Genomic DNA, 23542 nt, shown 5'->3' on the forward strand with positions numbered 1-23542 from the left:
ACGCTTGAATATCTTACCTTGCATATTTAAGTGTTATGAAAATGAGTCTACATACCCTCTGCTTAAAAGGAGATGAGTGAATGAAGTTAAATCATTTGAATTTATGTGTTGATGATTTATCAGAAGCGAGACATTTCTTTGAAACATTTTTTGATTTTCAATTTTTGGAGCAAAAGGGAAAGGCACTAGTAGTGATGAGTGATGAAAGTGGATTTATACTTGTGCTGAGCGATCCAAAAGCATTTAAGGGAAATAAGGAAGTTATGTATCCTGAAGCTTTTCATATTGGTTTTTTAGTGGATACTTCAAATGAAGTTGATCAAGCGTATAATCGTTTAGTAGCAGGCGGCATTGAAATAGATAAGGAACCTTATTCGATGCGAGGTAGTAGTTATGGTTTTTATTTTACAGTATTTAATGGCTTATTAATTGAAGTGTCTTGTCTTGATTATAGAGAAGGTAAGAAAGTTTCAAAGCTTAATAGTAATCATCAAGAGTAATCATTTGAAGGTGTATAGAATTTAAGTATGTATCATATTAGAAGACGGATTAAGAAAGTTTCACTGTAAAGTAAAAAAGACAGACTAATAAATAGTCTGTCTTTTCACATTAATTCTTCACATCATCATAAAGTTCAAGCGCCTCTTTCACATTCAATCCATTCTTCACAATGCCATGTATCGCTTGAATCATCGCAGCTGGGTGCTCGGATTGCCATATGTTTCGGCCCATGTCTACTCCAATTGCGCCTTCTTGCAGCGCATTGTACGTAATGTTTAATGCGTCTTCAATTGAATCTAGTTTTGGGCCACCTGCGATGACGACTGGGGCAGGGCATGTGCTCGTTATTTTTTCGAATCCTTCGCAGTAATACGTTTTAATAATATCAGCACCCATTTCAACACATACGCGGGAAGCAAGTGCTAGAAAGCGAGCTTCACGTTTTTGTAATTCTTTTGCGACTGCGGTAATGCCGAGTACGGGTAGGCCGTAATCGTGAGCTTCAGAGACTACATTTGCGAGATTCGAAACAGTTTGTGTTTCATAGTCTGATCCGACAAAAACAGAAACGCCAACGCCAATTGCGTTTTGCTTCACTGCTTCTTTTACAGGTGTAACAATTGTTTCATTCGCTAAATCTTTACCGACGACAGTAGCGCCGCCAGATACACGCATAACCATCGGTGTGCTGCAGTTTTCAGGAATACAGGAGCTAAGTACACCACGCGTTAAAAAGAGGGAGTCTGTATAAGGAAGTAAGTTTTTTACTGTTTCAAGTGGTTGTTCTAGTCCGTGAATTGGTCCTAAGAAATAACCGTGATCTATTGCTAACATAACCGCTCTACCATCAGGTAAAATTGTATTTAATCGATTTTTAAATCCCCAAGTCATTCCAAATCACTCCTTCGTTAATGTTGGATTTTCCGTTTGTACAGTATCTTTATTTGGTAAATGTGGTGACTTAATAAAAACAGCTTTAAAAGGTTTGTCAGAATGGTTAATAAGATAGTGAGATTCATGAGGACGAACTTGCAGGACATCACCTTGTTTAATTGGAACTCTTTCATTATTCACATAGAAATCTATTTCACCTTCTAATGCATAAAAGACCTCTTCGCACGTCGTATGATAATGGTTTTGAAACTCCTGGCCCGGTTGAATGACAACAAGGCCAAGATCAATATTTGGACCTTGTATTAAATATTTCGGCCCGTTATCACCGAAGCGATAGGAGAAGTCATTTTCATTCGCTTTTAACATACAGTTCACTCCTTTATGTAATGTGTTACAGTGCACCAGGCGCAATCCACATATGTGAGGTGAGCCCTTTATCAGCTAAAGCGAGCTGACTGTCATATACAGTTTTCCATGTTTCATAGAACTCTTTATATAGTTCGTGATTTTCAGTAACTGGTTCGAATGTTTGCTCCCACTGTACAAACTCTTCGGCAGTTTCTTCCATAGATGAATATATGCCAGCACCAACTCCAGCAGCAATCGCAGTTCCTAAAGCAGCTGCTTCTTTCACAACAGGTACTTTTACAGGAATACCGAGTACGTCTGATAGAATTTGTGGCCATAGTTTTCCTTTAGCGGCACCGCCAGCAAAAATAACTTCAGAAGGGAATGTGCCAGTTAGATTTTTTATTAATTTTAAGTTTCCAAGTGTAATGAAGGCTGCATTTTCTTCAATAGCACGAAACAGTTCTTTTTTTCCGCATTTGTCAGCGTCTAAACTTAAATTTAAAAAAGAAGGTGCGGCATGACGCCAAGAAATGTAGTTCATAACGTTTGAAAAAGTAGGGATAATGCCATGTGAACCGACAGGTACGTCTTTCGCTTGTTCTTCTAGTAATTCATAAGCATCTACACCGAGTTTATCAGCAAGTTTCTTTTCTTCTTGGCAAAAAGCGTCTCGAAACCAGCGCATAACGAGACCTGGGAAAAAGGCGATTGTTTCATATTGCCATAGGTTCGGAACAACGTGACAATTTACTCGAATCGCAGCATGTGGATCTGTTATTGGCTCAGTAACATTCACTTCTTGTTGCCAAAAGCTACCCCCGCATATTAACGTTTGATTCGGTTTCACGATTCCTGTTCCGAGCGATGCCATTTGAGCATCTCCACCCCCGGCGACGACAGGAATCCCTTCACGTAATCCAGTTAATGCTGCACACTCTTTTGTAACGTTGCCAATTACTGTACCAGCTTCATTTACTGTTGGTGAAAATGGCAAAGATAGACCGCACTCCTTAGCGACATCGTTATCCCACACTCTATTTTGTAAGTCAAAAATACCTGACGTGCATCCGTTTGAGGGATCAATTTGTAGTACGCTGCTTAGTTTATATAAAATCCAATCGTTTAACATTGTAAAAGAGTGAATATTATTATAGACGTCGGGTTCATGTTTTTTTATCCAGAGTAGGCGTGGTAAAGCACCTAATGAAAAAGTTTGACCAGACTTTGTATATAAATCTTTTTCAAGATGTGACCGAATTTCTTTTAATTCACTAACTTCGACGGATGCGCGCCCATCAACATTTGCACACGCCCATATTTCTTGCCCATCTTGATCATATAAAACAAATCCTTCTCGCATACTTGTAGCGCTAATAGCAAGAATAGAAGAGGCAGGAGTGTTGCTTTTTTGAAGCACCTCTTTCGTACATTCTTGTACTAGCTTCCAATTTTCTACTACATCAAAGTTCATAGAGCCTGGATAACGAAGGTCAGATTTGTGAATCCATTCTTTTTGACTTACTGCAATTTGATTACCATGTAAATCAAAAAGAACTGCTCGAATGCTCCCTGTACCAGCATCGAAAGCTAATAAATGGGACATTAACAATCACCATCCTTTCGTAATAAGGAGAGGGCAGTTTCCTCATCGGTAATTAATGAATGAATAAACTTTCCTTTTAAGGCACCATAAATTGCATCTATCTTTTCAGTACCTCCAGCAACACCGACGACATGCTTCATATTGCGCAAAATAGAGAGGGGCGTGCCAATTAGACGATTGTGATGCGAGAGCTCTAATAAATCGCCATTTGTATTATAAAACTGACCTAAAATATCGCCAGCACCGTTTTGACTACGAATATATGTCATCTCACGTAGTGTTAATTTTTCTTCTTTTACAATCGTAGCGTCTTGAGATAATCCCCCAATACCGACAACAGCCGTATGAGCAAGTGAAGCGACTTGAAGCATATCTTTTACACTCGGTTCTGATAGAATACTTTGTGCCATTTCGGTTGTAGACGCTAGAAACGGCGTAGGGATAATGTGAAGTTCGCCTTGCATGTAGTGTAAATAGTTTTGTTTTCTCGGGAGATAGTGATTTACCCCGCCTGTGAGCGTTACGATTGAAAGGTTGATAGAACTTTCAAAATGAATGTTTTCTAGCATTTTGCTAATTGTTTCTCCCCAGCCAATACCGAGTAAATCGTCTTGCTGGAGATGAGTTTCTAAATATTGTGCAGCAGCTTTTCCGAGAGAAGCGTGATAATTGTTTACTGGGGTAGGGATAATAAAAGCATCTTTTAAGTGGAATTTTTTCATTAGGTCACGCTCAATACTTAAACAGTGCAAACCAGTCCCTTTTACGTGAAATGTAACGATACCTTCACTCCGCGCTTTATCTAATAACCGGACGACTTTATTTCTTGAAATATGAAGAAGTGACGCGATCTCCTGTTGTGTTAATTGGTCTTTATAATAGTACCAAGCTACTTTAGTTAATAAATTTTCTTCAAAGTTCAGCTGAGTCATACTCTTCATCCCTTTCAACAATTGACCACAGCTTAAACATATGTACCATATATTTTGTTTATTCCAGTTGAAACGATTAATAGTACGTAGAAAAAAGTGTTCTAGATATAAAAAAAGGAATATACAATGCTACAAAACAAGTAGAACAAATAATCATTTTCTCAAAAAATGTTCTGGATAAAGGCAGGTGACATCATGTGGAGAACGTACCTTTATTACAAGTAAAGAAAATGAGTAAGGCGTTTTTAAATCGACTTGTATTAAAAGAAGTGAACTTACAAGTAGAGCGCGGAGATATATACGCTTTAGTGGGGGGAAATGGCGCCGGGAAATCAACATTAATGAAAATATTAACGGGGTTATATTCGTATGATGATGGAGAGATGTATGTAAAAGGAATGAAGCAACAGTTTTCAAATCCATCAGAAGCACACCGAAAAGGTATTTATTTAATACCGCAAGAACCACTCATTTTTCCGCATATGACTATTGAAGAAAATATATGTATCGGGTTAAAAGAAAAGAAAAAGAAAAAGAAACTAAAAGTACAGATTCAGCAATTGATTAGCAGCTTAGGATGGGATATTGACCTTAATAAACTAGGAGGAACATTATTGATTGCGCAACAACAGTTAGTAGAAATCGTTAGAGGATTAATAAGAGAAGCTGAGATTCTTATTCTAGATGAGCCAACATCGACATTAACAACACACGAAATTAAGAGTCTTTTTGTGTTGATGAAAAGTTTACAAGAAAAAGGAATTGGGATGATTTATATTACGCATCGTTTTCCAGAAATCTTTGAAATTGCCAACAAAGTAGCAATACTACGTGATGGAATGGTTGTAAGCCAAGGTGATGTATGTGACTATACATATGACATGCTGATGGAGGGACTATTGCCAAAAGGATATAAACAGAAAGAGAAAATAGAAGTAGTTCAAGAGACAGTAAAGACGAAAAAAATATTAGAAGTGGTTGATATAAATGGTCACGCATTCGAAAATATATCATTCACTGTACATGCCGGTGAGGTTGTAGGTGTTGCTGGCATTATAGGATCTGGCAGAACGGAATTAGCAGAAGCGATATTTGGATTGAAAACTATAAAATCAGGGTCTATCTTATTGGGTGGAAAATCAATTGATACGTGTTCTTTGCATAAAAGGCTAGACGAAGGACTAGTTTATGTGCCAGAGGATAGAGCGAGGAATGGAATTTTCTCAATTGCTTCTGTTAAAGAAAATATTGCAGCAGCAAGTTTATATCAAAATAATCGCTTTTTTATAAATCAAGAAAAAGAAAGCGCTTTAGTTAATTCGTTTATAGAACAGTTCCGAATTGTTGTACAGAATATGAATAAAGAACTGGCATCTTTATCAGGAGGTAATCAGCAGAAGGTCGTGCTTGCGAAGTATCTTGCATGTAATCCTAAAATTATTATTCTTGATGAGCCGACTCGCGGAATTGATGCGAAAGCAAGGCTTGAAGTGTATGAGACGATAAAAAAAATGAAAAGGGAAGGACTCGCAATTTTATTAATCTCTTCAGATGTTGAAGAAATTGTCCAATTAGTAAACCGTGTATATGTAATGAGAAATGGGCGATTTGTTTCTCATATGGAAAAAGAACAACTGAGTGTGAATGAAGTTACACGCCTTGCATACGGAGGTGTAGCGGAATGAAACATATGTTAAAAATGCATGAAACGTCTATCATACTGTTACTACTAATTTATATAGCTATTGTAGGAATGATAAACCCTAGTTTTATTCAATTTAACTCGTTATCTTTACTGATGAAATCAAGCGTTATTTTAGTCGTGCTAGCAATCGGTCAATCGTTCGTCTTATTTACGAAAAATATAGATGTATCAGTTGGTTCAAGCATGGGGTTAAGTGCAGCAGTTTGCGGAATGATGTTAACGAATGGGTATAGTGCATTCTTGTCGATATTTGTAGCTATTATACTTGGGGCCATTATTGGTTTCGTAAATGGTATTGGAGTTGCGAAGTTTCGGGTACCAGCCATTATTATGACATTAGGCATGTTAGGAATTATTAGAGGTACAATGTTAATTTTCACAGGCGGGAAGTGGATTGAAGATATTCCAAACGATTTTAAGCAGCTGCCATCTATCATCATTCTTGGTTTACCTATAACTGTATGGTTCGTTCTTATTATTTTACTACTACTATACTTCTTTTTAAGAAAAGTGCCATTGGGAAGATACTTTTATGCGGTAGGTGATAATGAAGATGGCGCGAGGCTTATTGGTATACCTGTTAATAAAGTGAAGATATATGCGTTTATGATTTCAGGCATAAGCGCTGCGATCGCTGGTTGCATATTTGTTATGAATATCGGTTTCGTGCCAAATCAAACAGGTACAGGATTAGAATTACAAGTAATCGCAGCCGCTGTACTAGGAGGAATTCATTTAAAAGGAGGAACAGGATCTTTATTTGGAGCTGCATTAGGAGCGTTATTTTTAGAAACAATAAGTAGCTCACTCGTCTTTTTAAAAATACCAGCATTTTGGAATAATGCTATTTCAGGTTTTTTATTATTACTTATCATCATATTAGATAGTGTTATGAAAAAGTGGAAGGCAGAAAGGAGGATGAATCTATGAAGTATGTATATAGATGGGAAGGGGTTCTAATTGTATTACTTCTTGTAGAATTCATCCTTTTTAGTTTAATAAATAGTGATTTCTTAAATATTAGTAATCTCCTTTTTAGTACAAATGATTTCTTATTTATCGCAATTGCGGCGATACCAATGACTTTTGTTATAGTAACAGGAGGAATTGATGTATCGATCGGCTCAATAATGGGGCTCACTTCGATCTTAATCGGTGTACTTTGGATGAACGGAATACCTATTTTGTTTGCTGTTATAATCGCCCTAATAATTAGTTGTTTAGCAGGCGCTTTAAACGGACTTATTATAAAAATGACGGATGTAGAACCACTCGTCGTTACACTCGGAACGATGTTTTTATACGGGGGAATTGCCCTCGTCATTTCAGGAGGGGCAGGTGCTTCTGGGTATGAAGGAATAAGCGGTTTACCAGACGTATTTGTACAACTGGCAAATGGTAGTTTTATAGGAATACCGAATTTATTATGGCTACTGATCGTATTAACAGTTTTATGTACTGTGTTATTTCATCGAACTATATACGGGCGCCATGTAAAATTAACAGGTGCGAACGAAAATGCAGCAAAATACACTGGGATTAAAACGAAAAAAGTAGTCATTATTGCTTACATACTTTCAGGGTTAGGAGGTGGATTAGGAGGCGCTTTCTTAACTGCCTACTTCGGTTCCGCACGTGCTGATATGGGAAGTGAAACAATTTTACCAATCATTACAGCAGTCGTCTTAGGCGGTACACTTATTACAGGCGGAAAAGGAAGCATTATTGGTACTGTACTGGCGAGTATTTTCATTGGGCTCATGCAGTATGGCTTGCAAATGACGGGTTTAACAAATGAACAATCCAATGTAGTAATAGGTATTATCCTTATTCTTTCAGTTATTATGAGACATTTCAAATTACATCAATTCTTAGCGGAGAAAAGAAAGAATTTGCATAAGGGGGAAATGTCATGAAGAGAAAACTGGGGATTGTATTGATTGTATGTATTTGTTTAATCGGTTTAATTGCGTGTTCTAGTCAAACGGCAGATAAGAAAAAGGTTGATGATGTGAAATTTGCATTTATTCCGAAATTAACAGGGGTTGGTTTCTTCACATCGGGTGGTGAAGGGGCAAAAGAGATGGGAGATAAGTTAGGCGTGCAAGTGAAGTATGATGGACCGTCTGAAGCGAGTGTTTCAGGGCAAGTTAAATATATAAACAATTTCATTAATCAAAACTATGATGCGATTATGGTTTCATCTACGTCAGTGGATGGGTTATCGCAATCACTGCAACGTGCTAAGAAAAAAGGGATGACGGTGTTAACATGGGATTCTGATGTGAATCCGAAAGATCGTTCTTTTTATATAAGCCAAGGAACACCAGACCAACTTGCTAATTTATTAATAGAAATGACTTCAAAGCAAATTGGAGATAAAGGAAAAGTAGCCTTCTTTTATTCTAGCCCGACAGTAACGGATCAAAACCAATGGGTAACGAAAGCGAAAGCAATTATTAAAAAGAAATATCCGAACTGGGAAATTGTAACGACGCAGTACGGTGAAAATAATGCGCAAAAGTCTTTGTCAGTAGGAGAGAATATTTTAAAAACGTATCCTGATATTAACGCAGTCATTTGTCCAGATGCAACGGCACTTCCGGCAATGGCACAAGCAGCTGAAAATTTAAAAATGGATAAAAAGGTTGTCGTAACTGGCTTCTCTACACCAAACGTTATGCGTGATTACGTAAAACGAGGAACAGTAGCACAATTTGGTTTATGGGATGTAAAACAACAAGGTGCTCTCGCAACGTATGTAGCAAATGAAATTGTTGTAAAAGGGAAGAAGTTAAAAGTAGGGGATAGCTTCGAAGTAAAAGGAATTGGAAAAGTGAAGGTAGAGCCAAACTCCATTCAAGGATATGATTATGAGGCAGAAGGGAATGGAATTATCGTATTACCAGAACGAGTTGTATTTACGAAAGATAATATTGATAAGTATAATTTTTAGTAGACAAAAAAACGTCCGAATATATCGGACGTTTTTTTATTTCTTCATTAATTATGAACAGTTTCTTTTTCGTTTAATCCAAGTGTACGACCAGTAGAAGTGTGAAGATCTTGGAACAATCTTGGATTTTCAGTTAGTGAAATGCCATATGAAGGAATCATTTCTTTTATTTTTTCTTCCCATTCTACCATGCGGCTTGGGAAACATTTTTCTAATACTTCAAGCATGACGTGAACAGCAGTAGAAGCACCTGGTGATGCGCCTAGTAATGCGGCGATTGAGCCGTCAGCTGCACTTACTACTTCTGTACCAAATTGAAGTGTCCCTTTACCGCCAGCATCAGTATCTTTAATTACTTGTACACGTTGCCCAGCAACTACAATATCCCAATCTTCACTTTTCGCGTTCGGAATGAATTCGCGTAATTCTTCCATACGTTTTTCATGTGATAACATAACTTGCTGAATTAAGTATTTTGTAAGTCCCATTTCTTTTACACCAGCGGCTAACATCGTTAAGACGTTATTCGGTTTTACAGAACCGATTAAGTCAAGATTTGAACCTGTTTTTAAGAATTTAGGTGAGAAGCCTGCGAATGGTCCAAACAGTAAAGCTTTTTTATTGTCTATATATCTCGTATCTAGATGAGGTACAGACATTGGCGGAGCACCAACCTTAGCTTTACCGTACACTTTCGCATGATGTTGCTCTACAACTTTTTGGTTTTTACATACCATAAATAGTCCACTTACCGGGAATCCACCGATATGTTTTGATTCAGGGATACCAGTCTTTTGAAGTAGAGGTAGGCTACCGCCACCGCCGCCAATAAAGACGAATTTAGCAGTATGATGCTCAATTTTACCACTATTCATATCGTGTACTTTTACTTCCCACAAACCATTTTTCGTGCGCTTAATATTTTCGACACTATGCTTGTAGTTTAGCTCGACATTTTTTGTTTTTAAGTAATCAAACAACATACGTGTTAATGCACCGAAGTTAACATCTGTTCCAGAGTCAATCTTCGTTGCCGCCATCGGTTCATTAGATGTGCGGCCTTCCATAATGAGTGGAAGCCATTTTTTTAATGTTTCAGGAGCATCAGAAAATTCCATTCCTTGAAACAGTGGATTTTTTGAAAGCGCTTCAAAACGGTTTTTTAGAAACTCAACATTTTTTTCCCCTTGTACTAAACTCATATGAGGTAGTGGCATAATAAAATCTTGTGGATTACGAATTAATTTGCTCTTTACAAGATATGCCCAAAATTGTCTTGAAAGCTGGAATTGCTCATTCACTTTTACAGCCTTACTAATATCTATAGATCCGTCAGCTTTTTCGGAAGTATAGTTCAGTTCGCATAGCGCAGAATGCCCTGTACCTGCATTATTCCATTCGTTAGAGCTTTCTTCCCCGGCACTTGCGAGTTTTTCAAAAACTTTAATTTCCCATTCTGGTGCTAATTCTTTTAGTAATGAGCCTAACGTTGCACTCATAATTCCTGCACCAATTAAGATAACGTCTGTTTTTTGCTGCATGTTGCTCATGATAATCTCTCCATCCCCTATATTGGCAAAAAAGTGTAGGTGTTTTCTATGTCTAAGCCGTAAAAGAGAAACACCGCCTAGGCCCCACCTAGGTGTATACCTTTTTTGTCTCAATTATATAACCATCTCATACTCTATTATAATAATTAATAGACTAAAATATCTAGTGTTATCTGATAATTTTAAACTATTTAACGTTTTATTCGCTAAAAATCTTATTTAACAAGCTCTTTTAAGGTGATAAATAGAAAAAAATTACAGTTTGAAATTATCTCGAAAAAGCTTACGTATCCTTAAGTGACTAAATCGAGTACCTTTTTATGGAATTATTCTTTCTGTAATGGTAAGATTATTCTGAAAAATAAAAAGGAGGGACTCTAATGTGTACAAAAGAGCAAATTTCAAACTTATTTCGAAACTTTTCAATAAAGGAATGTAAAGGGTCAAGTGATTTATATGAATATTTATCAATGAAAATTGCTGAAGATGAGGAAGTACTTACACTATCGTCCTATGCTCAGGTAGGTCAACCAGTCCCAAACTTACTATTAGGTGCAGTACATTATTTATTGTTAGCAGGGAAAGAACATCATTTAAAAACGTATTATAGTAGTTTAGTTGAAAATGCTGATACAAATTTAGATAAAGCTTTTAATCATTTTAAAGATTTCTGTAAAGAGTACCGAGAAGAAATCATTACTTTGTTACAAACGAAACTCGTTCAAACAAATGAAGTAAGACGGTGCGCATACTTATACCCAAGTTTCTGCTACATATTTAACAAAGTGAAGAAGCCGTTAGCGTTAATTGAAATTGGGACAAGTTCTGGGTTGCAACTGTTCTGGGACCAATATCGTTATTCGTACGGAACGGATGAAATGTACGGAAATATAAATTCAAATGTGCATGTAACTTCTGAAATAAGAGGGACGAATGTGCCGCATTTTCTAAAAGAAAGCCCATCTGTCGTAGAAAGAATTGGACTGGACTTACATGTGAATGATTTACATAATAAGGAAGATTATTTATGGTTACGTGCTTTAATTTGGCCAGAACATAAAGAAAGGCTTGAGATGTTTGATCAAGCTGCATCTTTAGTGAAAAATGAATCTGTCCAATTAATAGAAGGAGACGGTGTAGAGCTATTATCATCTATTATTGAACAAATAAGTGAAGAAGCTGTTATTTGTATTTTCCATACACATGTTGCAAATCAAATACCAGAACAAGTAAAACATAAGTTAGAAAAACAAATACAAGAAATTGGCGCAAAACGTGATGTATTCCACCTGTATAACAACATGTGGGATCGTGACCTTCATATTGATTATTATATTAACGGAAACGAATATCGTGAAACGGTTGGAGAAACAGAAGGGCACGGGAGATGGTTTAGCTGGAAGATTGGAAATGAGACGCTTATTTAGATTAATAGGGGCGCCCTCACTTGTAAAAGATGGGTCCATAGGCTCAAGCATTGACTAAATGGTTAAGGAATAAATGTATTAGTAACATACAAAAAATGCTTCGGAGAAATCCTAAGCATTTTTTGAATTACATTTAAACCCCATAATGGATCATGTACTTCTGTTCTGCTGCAGCTTGTACAATTTTTGAAGCTAACTCATTCAGCTCATCAGATTTTCTGAAGAACTTTGAGGATGTAACTGTTTCATAGAAAATTGCTAATGATTCAGGCGGGATAATTGTAATACCACAATAAGCTAAACCGTATTTCTGATTTTTGACTGTATGGAAGTAGGTTTTCATAATTGATAAATTTTGATTTAAACTACTGATAATATCATCATCAACAGATATACAATGATATTTCTCTGGTGTATAATCTTCGTAATTTTTTTGAGAAGTAAAATCGTCAATTATTCCAAAATCATGGACACATGCCATCATTATCATCCTTTCAACTTTAATAAAGTGAGTTCTATTAAAGTAAAATCGTCATTTTGTTTACGTGTAATAGAAATGATTATGTAGTTCATTAGTATAGTACTTCATAAAATATCTTCGTTTCTTCTTCGTGAAGACAGTTTACTTATCGGTAAACTCATCGGGAGCCCAAGTGGCGATTTCATTCCCAGGTGCAGCGACTACAAGCCATTGCTCACATAGGACACCAGCTTGCCAACATTCATAATAATCATGAAAACCATTTAAAAAAATAATTTGTCCACTCTCTAATGTAATAATTAAATGAGGGCTTTCTAAGCCAAGTTGTATATCGGTAACTTTTTGTCTTCTTATCTTACATATTCTTTCATATTCTTCTTTCTCAGAATAAACTTCAAATTCATCTTCATTTAATGGGTAGCTTTTTTGAGGTTTATTAAATAAACACCATTTGGATTCGATATTGATATATAATTGTCCGTCATAATCAACTGAGTCGTGAAAGTTTGTGAAATGAATCTTTATAGCGCCTGGAGAAATACCAAATTGTAATCCATCAACTTGTGATCCGATGAATAGATTTTTTAACACTTTTTCAGCGTGAATTTTATCCTCTGTATTCATTATTGAATTCCTCCTTTTCATAAAAATATACCTTATATTTTTATTGTAATAAATAAATTTTCATGTAAAATGAACCTTTTGTGAAAAACGAGCGAATATAGTGTGAAGGATTATGAGAGGGGAACGGAGCTTTGGATGAAGTACAATTAAAAGAATGGCTATATAAACGAAAGTATGTTATCTAAAAAAGACCTTGAGAAAGTGTTACTTTCGATTGTTGAATAGATATTTAGTAAAAGAAGCAACTAATAATTATATTATGTAAACTCTTTTTGTAAAACACCCATAAAAAAATGGATGTTTTATATTTTGATATATTAGGTGGAATATATAGTTTAAAAAAGCGGAATACTTTGCGGAAAGTTAAAAACATTTTTCGGATCGTATTTCGCTTTTACTTTCATTAATCGGTCAAAGCTGCAACTGAAGTATGCATCTGGCCAATTTTTAATGGAAAGGTCAGGTGTATTAACGTAGACACCCTTTGTAAAGGGGAGCATTGCCAAGCGGAAATCTTCAACCCATCGAATACTTCCACCAGCACCTTCTGATTGCCCCCAAGTAGCAAATATTGGCATGTTTGATAGTGCTTTTCGGTAAAAGTAAGCAGTTGCCTCATTTGGCACCTCAACAACAGCACCGCCTAATCTGTGGAAAAATACGGAGGTGGTGGAAAAGGGTAAGTTAAATCGTAATTTCTATTTGATTGCCTTCTGGATCGCCTATTACACTTTCATAATAGCCATCTCCAGTAAAACGTGGTCCATTTAATAAAGGATAACCAGCATCTTTTATCACCTTTGTTAGTTCATTCACACGTTCTTCACTACCGACAGAAAAAGCCATATGAGTATAGCCGGTTATGTTTAAATTAGGCTTATTTTCAATCCCTTTTTTACGCATAAGTTCAAGTCTTGCTCCAGATTCGAACGTAATAAAATAAGATTCAAATTGTTTCGTTTTATTATGATATAAAGAGTTTGCTTTACCATTAAAGTATTTCATATAAAAATCACGCATACATTCTAAGTCATTTACCCAAATTGCAATATGTTCAATTTTCATAGGTTTCACCAATCCTATCTGTATCAATTAGGCTTCCACTGTATTAAATTTGCATTTGCATTGCAACAATTTTGCTTCGCTATTAAAGCTAGTTGTTAATTTTTGATTATGTACGTACATACAATATGTAATTAAGTGAATGACCATCATAGTAATTACAGAAAAGGGTGAATGAAGCATATGAATCAATTTGAGCAAATGATGTACGTTGGTGTCATCATGTCTATTGTACTATCCGTAATGATTTTAGGGTCCTTATATTATAATCCTCGACTTTCGTTAACTGATTATCCGAAAGATATTCAAAAAGTAGTTTTTCCAAAATCGATTCATGAAAAAAAGCAAACCATTTATTTTAATATTGTATATAATACTATTCTTTTCGGTACTCCTTTCCTTTCTACATATATACTACATAAGCATGAAAAGTTAATGTATATGGATGCCTATTTACACACTTTTGGTATTTTAATGATTTGCAATTTAGTAGATTTACTTATAATTGATTGGCTAATTTTTTGCTGGATTACTCCAAGGTTTGTTGTGATTCCTAGTACGGAAGGTATGAAAGGATATAAAGATTATAAGTTTCATTTAAGAGGGGCTATTGTCGCTACTCAAATTTTAGCAATCGTAAGTTTATTTTTGGCGGGAATTGCCACAACTATTTAGTGTGAAGAAGGGCATGGAGCTTTTATAAAAGATAAGGAGATTTATAATATATAGAATTAGAAATGAGAATTTGATAGTATTGGAGTAAGGAGTTTTAATAACAGTATATTAAACAATATTAATATACTGTTGCAAATGTTTTGATATTATGTAAAATTATACAATTTTACGGAGGCATTTGATAAAATTCAAAAAAATTTAATGGAGGCTAATATGAAAAAAGTAATTGGCGCAGCAACAGCAACTGTTTTTGGATTGGGAGCGTTTACCACAACTGCTACCGCAGAAACAATCGTAACAGCAGATGTACTTAACGTACGTGAAAAACCGACTACAGAATCAAAAGTGGTCGAAAAAGTAAAGAATGGGCAAGAATTAAAAGTCATAAATACCGAAGATGGCTGGTCAAAAATTGAGTTGAATGGTAAAGAAGTGTTTGTAAGTTCGGAGTTTACAAAAGATGTATATCATGTAACGGCGAATTTGTTAAATGTACGTACTGAAGCAAACACAGATTCAGAAATTCTTGGCAGACTAAAAAAAGATGATGTAATTGAATCAACGCATCAAGTAAAAGACGGATGGTTGCAATTTGAGTATAAAGGAAAAACTGCTTATGCAAACGTTTCTTTCCTATCAAGTACAGCACCAACTGAAAAGAAAACTGAAGAGAAAACGAAGCAAGTAGCGAAAGTACAAAAATCAGTTAAAGAAAAGAAAGAAGTAAAGACGCAGAAAGTAGCAAAAGCGAAAGAAACAACGAAAGCACAAGAAATAGTAAAGCCTAAAGAAGAGGCAAAAGTAGTAAAAGTTAAAGAAGAAGAGAAAGCGCAAGAAATAGTAAAACCTAAAGAAGAGGCAAAAATTAAAGAAGAAGTAAAAGTTAAAGAAGAAGCAAAAGCTAAAGAAGAAGAAAAAGCGAAAGAAATAGCAAAAGCTAAAGAAGAAGAAAAATTAAAGAAATAGCAAAAGCTAAAGAAGAAGAGAAAGCGAAAGAAATAGCAAAAGCTAAAGAAGAAGTAGAAAGCTAAAGAAGAAGAGAAAGCGAAAGAAATAGTAAAGGCTAAAGAAGAAGTAAAAGCTAAAGAAGAAGTAAAAGCAAAAGAAATAGCAAAGAAGAAGAAAAAGCAAGAGAAATAGCAAAAGCTAAAGAAGAAGAGAAAGCAAAAGAAATAGCAAAAGCTAAAGAAGAAGAAAAAGAAAGAAAAAGAGAAAGCAAAAGCTAAAGAAGAAGAGAAAGCAAGAGAAATAGCAAAAGCTAAAGAAGAAGAGAAAGCAAGAGAAATAGCAAAAGCTAAAGAAGAAGAGAAAGCAAGAGAAATAGCAAAGGCTAAAGAAGAAGAGAGAGCGAAAGAAGCATCTAAAAACAACATACAGTCTGCTAAACGTGAATTAACGGTAGTAGCGACAGCGTATACTGCTGATCCAAGTGAAAATGGTACATATGGTGGACGCGTTTTAACTGCGATGGGGCATGATTTAACGGCAAATCCGAATATGAGAATTATTGCAGTTGACCCGAAAGTAATCCCATTAGGATCTAAAGTATGGGTAGAAGGCTATGGAGAAGCGATCGCTGGTGATACTGGAAGTGCAATTAAAGGTAATCGTATTGATGTTTTAATGGGTTCAAAAAGTAAAGCTATGAATTGGGGAAGACAAACTGTTAAAGTGAAAATTTTATAATAACAATAATTATCCAAATAGAAGTCAGTTCTCTTTATTGAGGCTGGCTTTTATTTTGTTAGTAGAAGGATAATAGGATTTTTAAAGGGCTTATTACTAAATCTGTAATTAAGTTATCAGCTTCATTACCAAAAACAACGGTAAAGCTTATAAATATGAAAAATGAAGATATACCTACAGATGAAGATAGTTACTGGGAAGCTTTTGACTTGTTCGGTTCTAAATATGTATGTAGATTATTAGGCGTACCATTATATGATGATCTTCCAAAGGATTTGGCGTGTCCAACTTGTGCGAAAGAGATGAAATATGTTGCTACAATTACTCAAGATATTGAGGAACGTGGACTTATTTCAGTAGTTGATTTCCAGTTTGGGGAAATGAATATATACTATTATTTATGTATAGATTGTTTAATTATAAAAACTGAAATACAAAATACATAACAAGCCTAACATATTATGTTAGGCTTGTTTTTCGATCGCAACATCATTAAGAATTGCATCAAATATATCTTTTTGCGTAAAGTTATCTGTAAAAATAGTTTCTGTGGCAACCTTAATAGTATCGTGCGGATTATACCATTTTTGTAGGGAATCCTCACCAAATTCATGTCGTTTGTCTCTTGTGTTATGTCGTCTAATAGTTTCCTCTAATGATAAATCAAAGTAATATGCAAATGCATTTTCATCAAAATAACGAATTAATTCTTTTAACATCTCACCATACCTATGACTGTTCAATATACCTTCTAAAATAACAAATTCACATTTTCCTTTTCCGTACTTCGTAATTTCAAATAGTAAATCATGTGATAAATTACCCATTGTGTCGTGTACTCTAAGCATATCTCTACGTACAACATCCTGTGATACTAAAAGTGTTCCTTGTCCGAAATGTTCTTGTAGTTGTTTTGCAATCGTTGTTTTACCACTTGAGGAGTTTCCTCTAAGAATGATTAAAGTGGATGTAAGTATAGGATTAGACATAATGTATTTCCCCCCAACAGCATTAATTATATAGAAAATTTTAACAAATAAAGTGAGGAAAGTGTATAATTAATATGATGGATATTTAAGGAGGGGGTAAGATGGGAGATATATTAAAAAATGCACAACCTATATGGAAACGGACTTGGTTTCGTTATCTAGGGGCATTTTTTATTGTTCAGTTACTGTTTACCCCGCATTAAAGGGCAGTAAGACCCCCACCTCAAAATTTAGCGAAAGCGAAGAAGTTAGGTGGGGGTCTTACTGCCCGTAAAAGCCCGATTGGTTCAACTAATAATCAGTGGGGGATGAACAAAACCCCCACTGATTAAAGTTTCACTTTATTTTGTGTGAAATCACTGCGTGGGCGCCAAACTTTAGGCCAGGCGGAGAGTTTTTTAATAGAATATTAAATTCTCAATTTTTCACTGAATGGTTCACACTCTATACAATCCCGCAACTTAACGTATTTACAGCATTTTTTGCGATTACATTACTACCATATGCATTAGTAGGTGCAATGAAAGATGTAACAGCAAGAAAAAATATAAAGAAATAATAGAGGTATAATATGCTTTTTCAAAAAGAAGGTTTATTGATTAGATACGTAATGGAAGATGATGCATCTATCATTTCTAAATGGTTAACGGACCCAGCAGTCCTGCGGTATTACGAAGGACGAGATAATCCGCAATCTGTAGAAAAGGTGCTTGATCATTTTATACATAGTCCAAACAGTAATGAAAAAAGATGTTTAATAGAATTTGATACCATTCCGATTGGTTACATACAAATGTACCCAGTGGATTCAGAGTGGAAAGCGTTATATGGCTATAAAGAATCACAAAATGTATGGGGTATGGACCAATTTATCGGTGAACCAGCCTATTGGGGAAAGGGAATTGGAACAAAACTCGTTCAGGCAGCAATTACATATATTATGGGTGAAATGGGAGCAGAAGCAATTGCAATGGATCCGAAAGTAAATAATGAACGAGCAATAAAGTGTTATGAAAAAAGTGGATTTAAAAAAGTAAAGATTTTAAAGGAACATGAGTTGCATGAGGGGAAATTAGAAGATTGTTGGATGATGGAATATAAACAATAATAATGGCTTATACAAATAAAGGGGGATGTGTGAAATGAAAAAAGCATTAATCGTAATTGATGTGCAAGCGGGTATGTATACAGCTGGAATGCCAGTACATAATGGGGGAAAGTTTTTACAAACATTGCAAGAGCTTATTAGGGAATGTCGTTCAAATGATATTCCAGTTATTTATATCCAACATAACGGTCCTAAAGACCATCCGTTAGAAAAAGGTACGGATGGATGGCGAATCCATGCGGCCATCGCTCCGCAAGAAGGAGATAATATAGTTGAAAAGACGACTCCAGATTCATTCCATAATACAAACTTAAGCGAAGTGTTACAAGAGAAAGGAATTGAACACGTTATTCTTTCGGGAATGCAAACAGAGTATTGTGTAGATACGACAACGCGCAGAGCATGTAGTGAAGGGTATAAAGTAACGTTAGTGAGTGATGCGCATAGTACATTTAATACAGAAGTGTTACGTGCTGAAGATATTGTGAAACATCATAACGCAGTATTGGGAGCGTTTGCGGATGTTGTTGCAGTAAAAGACTTAAAAGTGGCTGCCTCTAAATAAGAGGCAGTTTTTTATTAGAAAAAATAGCGTCAAATATTGTTAGTAATTCGGTATTTTGAAATAATCACTTATATAATTTCACGTACCATAATGAAAAAATACAAAAAAGGAGCACCACATAATTAAAAAGGGCGCTCCTGCATTAAAACGTTACTTTTTCTTATCTTTATCCAATATATTTTGTTCTTCAGCAAACTCTGTACCATATGCAAAGCGGCGATTAATACGAATGTTATCATTGTTGTGCCTTGTATGAGAGTTAGAGAAGCGATGAACGATTACTTCAGATAAAGTGAAGACGATGGCAGAAAGGATACTGCCCCATGCAATTTGCATATAGTTGTCTAATAAAATATTACCGAAAATCCATACGCTTAAATATGTTAATAAGAAATCCGACATAATGGCACCAGTATTGCCAATTCGATTTAAAATAATTTTATCAACGAACATGTAGGATACGATTGTAACAAAGAGACTGAATGAAATAATTTGAACAAACGTTGCAGGGAAAAATAAAGCAAGCCCAATGCTAAATGCGATAATGCACGATATAAACTTGATAAGCACTACTGTGAAATCATTCAAAATTTACACCTCCGATTTATACATAGTTTTTCAATAAATTCTGGAGTTCATACATTGTAACGGATTTATTTACATAAAACTTTTTCATGTTCGGAATTTAGTCTAAATATTATAAAAACAATGAAAAAATGTTATAGTAAAATGAGAGTGTATGACATTTTTAGGTAAGGGGGAATCCAAGATGTGGATTACTTCAGAAGTAGAAATTCCAGATGAGTTAATTGATCACCTTGAGCAAGGAAAGTTAGTATTATTTGTTGGAGCGGGAGTTTCTATGAAAGGGAAATCAAACTTACCGAATTTTGATGATTTAGTTGATGAAATTGCAAAAACGTTATATGTCGAAAAACGTGAAATAACAGAGCCACATGATTATTATCTTGGCAAAATTGCGAAAACAAAAGATGTACATCAAGTCGCAAGAGATCTCGTTCATATAGAGAAATCAAAACCGAATCCATTGCATTATGCAATTCCAAGGTTATTTCCTTTAGATACAGATATCCGCATTGTAACAACAAATTTTGATCAACATTTTACAACTGCAATTAAAGAAATAAATAGAGATATCAATGTTTATTACGCTCCAGCTTTACCGACTGGGAGAGCTTTTAAAGGTCTTGCTTACATACATGGTAATGTAGAACAGGAGAAAGAGGCTTTAATTTTAACAGATGGTGATTTTGGAAGGGCTTACTTAACGGAAGGGTGGGCGAGAAGGTTTTTAGTTGATCTATTCTCAAATTACACCGTTTTATTCGTTGGATATAGTCATAATGACCCAGTAATGAAATATTTAGCAACTGGTTTACCACCAAGTACAAGACGATTTGCTTTTGTCGCACAAGGAGAAAATACATACCACTGGGAACATTTAGGGATAAGACCAATTGTGTATCCGAATAAGGTGAATAATCATCAATCCCTTGTAAAAGCGGTAAAACGCTGGGCTGAATTAATGGGTGATAATTATATTACGAAAAGAATGCGTATTCGGGATATTGTAACGGTTCCCCCGTCAGTAGAACAGGAACAATTATCATACATAAAGCAATCAATTAAAAAAATTGAAACAGTACGTTACTTTGTGGAATTTGCTCATGATTATGAATGGGTCGAATGGTTAGAAGCAGAAGGTAAATTACAAAATTTGTTTATGCTTACGCCAAACTATAATGAAGTAGATGAATTACTTGCAGAATGGTTAGTGGAACAATTTCTTTTTAGTCATCAGAAAGAATTATTTCAATTAATTTATAAAAACTATTCTAAAATATCACCGTTATTATGGAGAACAATTTGTAACTACTTAAACGAAACGAAGAGTAAGATGGACCCGTTGTTGTTTGCAAGGTGGACACTCCTTTTATTAGAAACAGCTGAAAAAGATAGTAGCTCTATAGAAAAGATTTCTAAGTTACTGCAAAAATGTTCTTTTCCTGAGCATAAAGAAATTGCCTTATTGTTACTAACTTTTATTTTAGACGGAAAACTGAAGTTGAAACGTGTAAGGAAATGGGGAAATGATACGCAAGAATCAATAGAACTCGAGGAATCGAGTCGCTTACCAGTATCTACATTTTCTCATGTGGAGCAAATTTGGAACGAAAAGATGAGGCCATATATCGCTTATTATGCTGTTCCAATTATGATGATTGGATTAGAAAAATTGAGAATGTTGTCGTTAAGACAAACGGCACTGAAAAAAAGAAATAAGGAAAATGTAGAGAAAGAGTTTCATCAAAATGACCTTGCATTTTTAATACGAATTGTAAAAGAGTGTCTAACTTATTTATGCGAAAACAATGAGAAAAAAGCGGATTATTATATTACAGAAATGATAGAAGCAAATAGTGTACTTCAAAAGCGAATTGCAATTGATGCGATGAATAAAAATATTTTTGTTCGTGTAGATGACAAAATGAAATGGTTGTTACATGAAGGACTTCTTTTAGATTTCACTTATAAACACGAAGTTTTTCAACTTTTAAAAAGGCATTATGCACATTGTTTAGAAAAAACAAAAGAAGAAGTCACTCGAACTGTAATAAAGCATCTTACAGAAGAGCGGGTATTTGATGCATGTCTCGTATTAGACTTATTATTCAAGTGTGATTCGAATAGCCCATCTACGGCAAATGGGTATGAGTTAATGAAGCAAAAGCATCCTCATTTTCATTCTGAACGATACAGTGTACAAAAGAAAGAGGATACAGCAGAAAGCATTACTTGTAATGTAACTGCTGACGGATTATTGCAGCTGAAAGATGTTGAAATTATGAAGCAAGTTCAGCAATTTTCGCAAGATGGTGTTTTTGAACAACGCCATTTTTTAGAGATGTTATCAAAAGCATGTAAATTAAACACAGAGTGGAGTATTTCATTTGCATACCAATTAGTAGGAGTGCAAGAAATAAGTAATGAAGTATGGTTTGTTTGTATTAGAGAATGGCGAAATAATCGGGGATTGACGAATGAGCAAATCCAAAAAATTATTCCGCTATTGCAGAAATTTGTTAGAAATACTGCTTTTCATTGGTTAATTAGTAGTTTTCTATATGAAATTAGTAATCGACTAGAAGAGTTAGAAGAGAATAGTATACGTGTTGTAAAACGATTTGCTTTTTCAGTGTTTCCTCAAGTTATGAAGAGTGATACAGACTTTAAGCTTGGGAAACAAGATTTTTATAATGAATCAATTCAGCATCCAGTTGGAAAAATGACGGCTGTATTATTAAAGTTGTTATCATATGATCATTTATACGATCGTAATGTATATGAATATTTATTTTTATTTGAAGAACAAGTAAGAGTTAATTCGGAACGAACAAACTTTATGTTTGCTCGTTTAATAGCAGATATTACATTCCTATATCATATTGAAAAACAATGGTGCCGAAAATATTTGTTACCATACTTAGATTTAAAAAAACAAAATGAGATTACGGAATATGCATGGGCCGGCTTATGTTACACGCAAATAAATCTACCTTTATTTACAGAAATGAAGCGATTTATTAAGTATGCGATAGAACATTTGGAAGTATTACATCCGCATACGAGAGAAGCTTTCTTGAAATGGCTTAGCTTTGTATTTATTAAATGTGTACTATATTGGGAGCAAAAAACAGATTGGTTATACCCGTTACTCATACTAGAAAATGAAGAAAATAAAATTAAGTTTATGCAGTTTTTATGCTATTACGTCAAAACATTAAGTGTAAAAGAACAACAAAAATTTTGGACAGCTTGGCTCAGTGTATTTTTGCGAGAACGACCAAAAATGGGTGAGATAACTGCAAGAGAATATGTAATGCTTTTACGTATTATTTTATACATGGATGAAATATTAGAAAAAGGATTATGTATTATGTCTCGTGCATTTTCAAGTGTACATGGTAAATGTGCAGGTGAGGAAATGAAGCAGTTATTGATTGAAATGCTTCATAAAAAAGAAAGTATGAAAGCGCATAAAGAAATATTTGCAAATGTGTTTTTTATTTTATTACAAACATGTCACGAAGCCGTTTTATTTGAAAAAGAAATCATAAAAATAAAAGAATTATTAGTTCAGTATGAAGTAGAGGAATATGTTTTACATTTACTAGAAAATGAAATAATTCGCATAGGAATTGTAATGGGTGATTTACAAAAAGAATTATAGGACGAAAGTGGAATTTAAAAAAATATATAAAAAGTTGTTGACAGTGTTTTGAAAAGCGTTCTATAATACGAATCATACTTATTCAATTTCAAAAACATTTGAATAAACAAAGTGCAATGAAGAGATCACAGTAGTGGTTAGTCTTACTGTAACAGAGAGCTGGTGGTTGGTGTGAACCAGT

The 23542-nt window shown here is 34.8% G+C and carries 21 protein-coding genes, 4 pseudogenes and 1 other annotated feature (1 of these 26 only partly in view); of the genes and pseudogenes, 14 read left to right on the forward strand and 11 right to left on the reverse strand.

Translation table 11 applies throughout. The features are described 5' to 3' along the window. Window positions 1-80 precede the first annotated feature (80 nt). A complete protein-coding gene (locus tag DN404_RS27475) occupies window positions 81-500 on the forward strand; it encodes a VOC family protein (protein ID WP_000773081.1) in 420 nt (139 codons plus the stop codon). Between the two features lie 109 nt (window positions 501-609). Here DN404_RS27475 and lsrF read toward each other — a convergent pair whose 3' ends face one another. From lsrF to DN404_RS27495, 4 genes are read right to left on the reverse strand one after another with little or no spacing between them, the layout of a single operon-like run. Next, window positions 610-1392 (reverse strand): 3-hydroxy-5-phosphonooxypentane-2,4-dione thiolase, encoded by a 783-nt coding sequence (gene lsrF / locus DN404_RS27480; RefSeq protein WP_000219772.1) that lies wholly within the window; start codon window positions 1390-1392, stop codon window positions 610-612. A 6-nt stretch (window positions 1393-1398) separates the two neighbouring features. Next, a complete protein-coding gene (locus DN404_RS27485; RefSeq protein WP_000909986.1) occupies window positions 1399-1761 on the reverse strand; it encodes a cupin domain-containing protein in 363 nt (120 codons plus the stop codon). 25 nt (window positions 1762-1786) lie between these two features. Continuing rightward, window positions 1787-3349, reverse strand: a complete 1563-nt coding sequence (gene lsrK / locus DN404_RS27490) for an autoinducer-2 kinase (RefSeq protein WP_000018812.1) — start codon at window positions 3347-3349, stop codon at window positions 1787-1789. Beyond that, window positions 3349-4281 (reverse strand): sugar-binding transcriptional regulator, encoded by a 933-nt coding sequence (locus DN404_RS27495; RefSeq protein WP_149215712.1) that lies wholly within the window; start codon window positions 4279-4281, stop codon window positions 3349-3351. Before DN404_RS27495 ends, lsrK begins: the two co-directional genes overlap by 1 nt. Window positions 4282-4478: 197 nt before the next feature. On the opposite strand from DN404_RS27495, the gene DN404_RS27500 reads away from it, so the two are divergent. From DN404_RS27500 to lsrB, 4 genes are read left to right on the forward strand one after another with little or no spacing between them, the layout of a single operon-like run. Next, on the forward strand, window positions 4479-5966 hold the full coding sequence (locus tag DN404_RS27500) for a sugar ABC transporter ATP-binding protein (protein ID WP_149215713.1): 1488 nt from the start codon (window positions 4479-4481) through the stop codon (window positions 5964-5966). Then, window positions 5963-6916 (forward strand): ABC transporter permease subunit, encoded by a 954-nt coding sequence (locus DN404_RS27505; RefSeq protein ID WP_025710051.1) that lies wholly within the window; start codon window positions 5963-5965, stop codon window positions 6914-6916. Before DN404_RS27500 ends, DN404_RS27505 begins: the two co-directional genes overlap by 4 nt. Further along, window positions 6913-7902, forward strand: a complete 990-nt coding sequence (locus DN404_RS27510) for an ABC transporter permease (RefSeq protein ID WP_000878526.1) — start codon at window positions 6913-6915, stop codon at window positions 7900-7902. Before DN404_RS27505 ends, DN404_RS27510 begins: the two co-directional genes overlap by 4 nt. Next, a complete protein-coding gene (gene lsrB, locus DN404_RS27515) occupies window positions 7899-8942 on the forward strand; it encodes an autoinducer 2 ABC transporter substrate-binding protein LsrB (protein ID WP_149215714.1) in 1044 nt (347 codons plus the stop codon). The genes DN404_RS27510 and lsrB overlap by 4 nt, the downstream gene beginning before the upstream one ends. A 47-nt stretch (window positions 8943-8989) precedes the next feature. Here the strand turns inward: lsrB and DN404_RS27520 are convergent, their stop codons facing one another. Further along, a complete protein-coding gene (locus tag DN404_RS27520) occupies window positions 8990-10492 on the reverse strand; it encodes a malate:quinone oxidoreductase (protein ID WP_000069138.1) in 1503 nt (500 codons plus the stop codon). Between the two features lie 380 nt (window positions 10493-10872). Between DN404_RS27520 and DN404_RS27525 the strand changes: the two genes are divergently transcribed. After that, window positions 10873-11919, forward strand: a complete 1047-nt coding sequence (locus DN404_RS27525; RefSeq protein WP_149215715.1) for a DUF2332 domain-containing protein — start codon at window positions 10873-10875, stop codon at window positions 11917-11919. A 133-nt stretch (window positions 11920-12052) separates the two neighbouring features. On the opposite strand, the gene DN404_RS27530 is transcribed toward DN404_RS27525, so the two are convergent. The 4 genes from DN404_RS27530 to DN404_RS27545 all read right to left on the reverse strand — a co-directional run bounded on the left by DN404_RS27530 (window position 12053) and on the right by DN404_RS27545 (window position 14089). Continuing rightward, entirely contained in the window at window positions 12053-12403 is a 351-nt protein-coding gene (locus DN404_RS27530) for a hypothetical protein (protein WP_001999997.1), read from the reverse strand. 138 nt (window positions 12404-12541) lie between these two features. Next, window positions 12542-13024 carry a hypothetical protein gene (locus tag DN404_RS27535; protein WP_001090913.1) on the reverse strand — a complete coding sequence of 161 codons (483 nt, stop codon included), beginning with the start codon at window positions 13022-13024 and terminating at the stop codon, window positions 12542-12544. A 335-nt stretch (window positions 13025-13359) separates the two neighbouring features. Continuing rightward, window positions 13360-13650 carry a BBE domain-containing protein gene (locus DN404_RS27540; RefSeq protein ID WP_033695889.1) on the reverse strand — a complete coding sequence of 97 codons (291 nt, stop codon included), beginning with the start codon at window positions 13648-13650 and terminating at the stop codon, window positions 13360-13362. 58 nt (window positions 13651-13708) lie between these two features. Further along, window positions 13709-14089, reverse strand: coding sequence for a VOC family protein (locus tag DN404_RS27545; protein ID WP_000687535.1), 381 nt, complete (start codon window positions 14087-14089; stop codon window positions 13709-13711). Between the two features lie 180 nt (window positions 14090-14269). Here DN404_RS27545 and DN404_RS27550 point away from each other — a divergent pair, with 180 nt between their 5' ends. The 3 genes and pseudogenes from DN404_RS27550 to DN404_RS27560 form a co-directional block, all read left to right on the forward strand. After that, entirely contained in the window at window positions 14270-14761 is a 492-nt protein-coding gene (locus tag DN404_RS27550) for a hypothetical protein (protein WP_001071242.1), read from the forward strand. Window positions 14762-14974: 213 nt separating this feature from the next. After that, window positions 14975-16447 (forward strand): annotated as a pseudogene (entB, locus tag DN404_RS31370) (cell wall-binding protein EntB). A gap of 110 nt (window positions 16448-16557) precedes the next feature. Continuing rightward, window positions 16558-16893: pseudogene (locus DN404_RS27560) on the forward strand (hypothetical protein); the annotation flags it as partial. Between the two features lie 18 nt (window positions 16894-16911). Here DN404_RS27560 and DN404_RS27565 read toward each other — a convergent pair. Continuing rightward, window positions 16912-17436, reverse strand: a complete 525-nt coding sequence (locus DN404_RS27565; RefSeq protein WP_000070150.1) for a kinase — start codon at window positions 17434-17436, stop codon at window positions 16912-16914. A 101-nt stretch (window positions 17437-17537) separates the two neighbouring features. Between DN404_RS27565 and DN404_RS30760 the strand changes: the two are divergent. The 4 genes and pseudogenes from DN404_RS30760 to DN404_RS27580 form a co-directional block, all read left to right on the forward strand. Beyond that, a pseudogene (locus tag DN404_RS30760) lies at window positions 17538-17621 on the forward strand (YfzA family protein); the annotation flags it as partial. Between the two features lie 155 nt (window positions 17622-17776). Further along, a pseudogene (locus tag DN404_RS27570) lies at window positions 17777-17995 on the forward strand (YfzA family protein); the annotation flags it as partial. Window positions 17996-18007: 12 nt separating this feature from the next. Continuing rightward, window positions 18008-18544, forward strand: a complete 537-nt coding sequence (locus DN404_RS27575; RefSeq protein WP_000898772.1) for a GNAT family N-acetyltransferase — start codon at window positions 18008-18010, stop codon at window positions 18542-18544. A gap of 34 nt (window positions 18545-18578) precedes the next feature. Then, window positions 18579-19109: a cysteine hydrolase family protein gene (locus DN404_RS27580; RefSeq protein ID WP_000709539.1), complete on the forward strand. Its 531-nt coding sequence runs from the start codon at window positions 18579-18581 to the stop codon at window positions 19107-19109. Between the two features lie 150 nt (window positions 19110-19259). On the opposite strand, the gene DN404_RS27590 is transcribed toward DN404_RS27580, so the two are convergent. Further along, window positions 19260-19697 carry a YndM family protein gene (locus DN404_RS27590; RefSeq protein WP_000997702.1) on the reverse strand — a complete coding sequence of 146 codons (438 nt, stop codon included), beginning with the start codon at window positions 19695-19697 and terminating at the stop codon, window positions 19260-19262. A gap of 181 nt (window positions 19698-19878) precedes the next feature. On the opposite strand from DN404_RS27590, the gene DN404_RS27595 reads away from it, so the two are divergent. Further along, window positions 19879-23361, forward strand: a complete 3483-nt coding sequence (locus tag DN404_RS27595; protein WP_016122709.1) for a DUF4020 domain-containing protein — start codon at window positions 19879-19881, stop codon at window positions 23359-23361. 107 nt (window positions 23362-23468) lie between these two features. After that, window positions 23469-23542, forward strand: a binding site (T-box leader); it runs 162 nt beyond the window's last position.

Origin of the sequence: Bacillus sp. TE8-1 (genome assembly GCF_008368855.1) — a bacterium.
GTDB lineage: Bacteria > Bacillota > Bacilli > Bacillales > Bacillaceae_G > Bacillus_A > Bacillus_A cereus.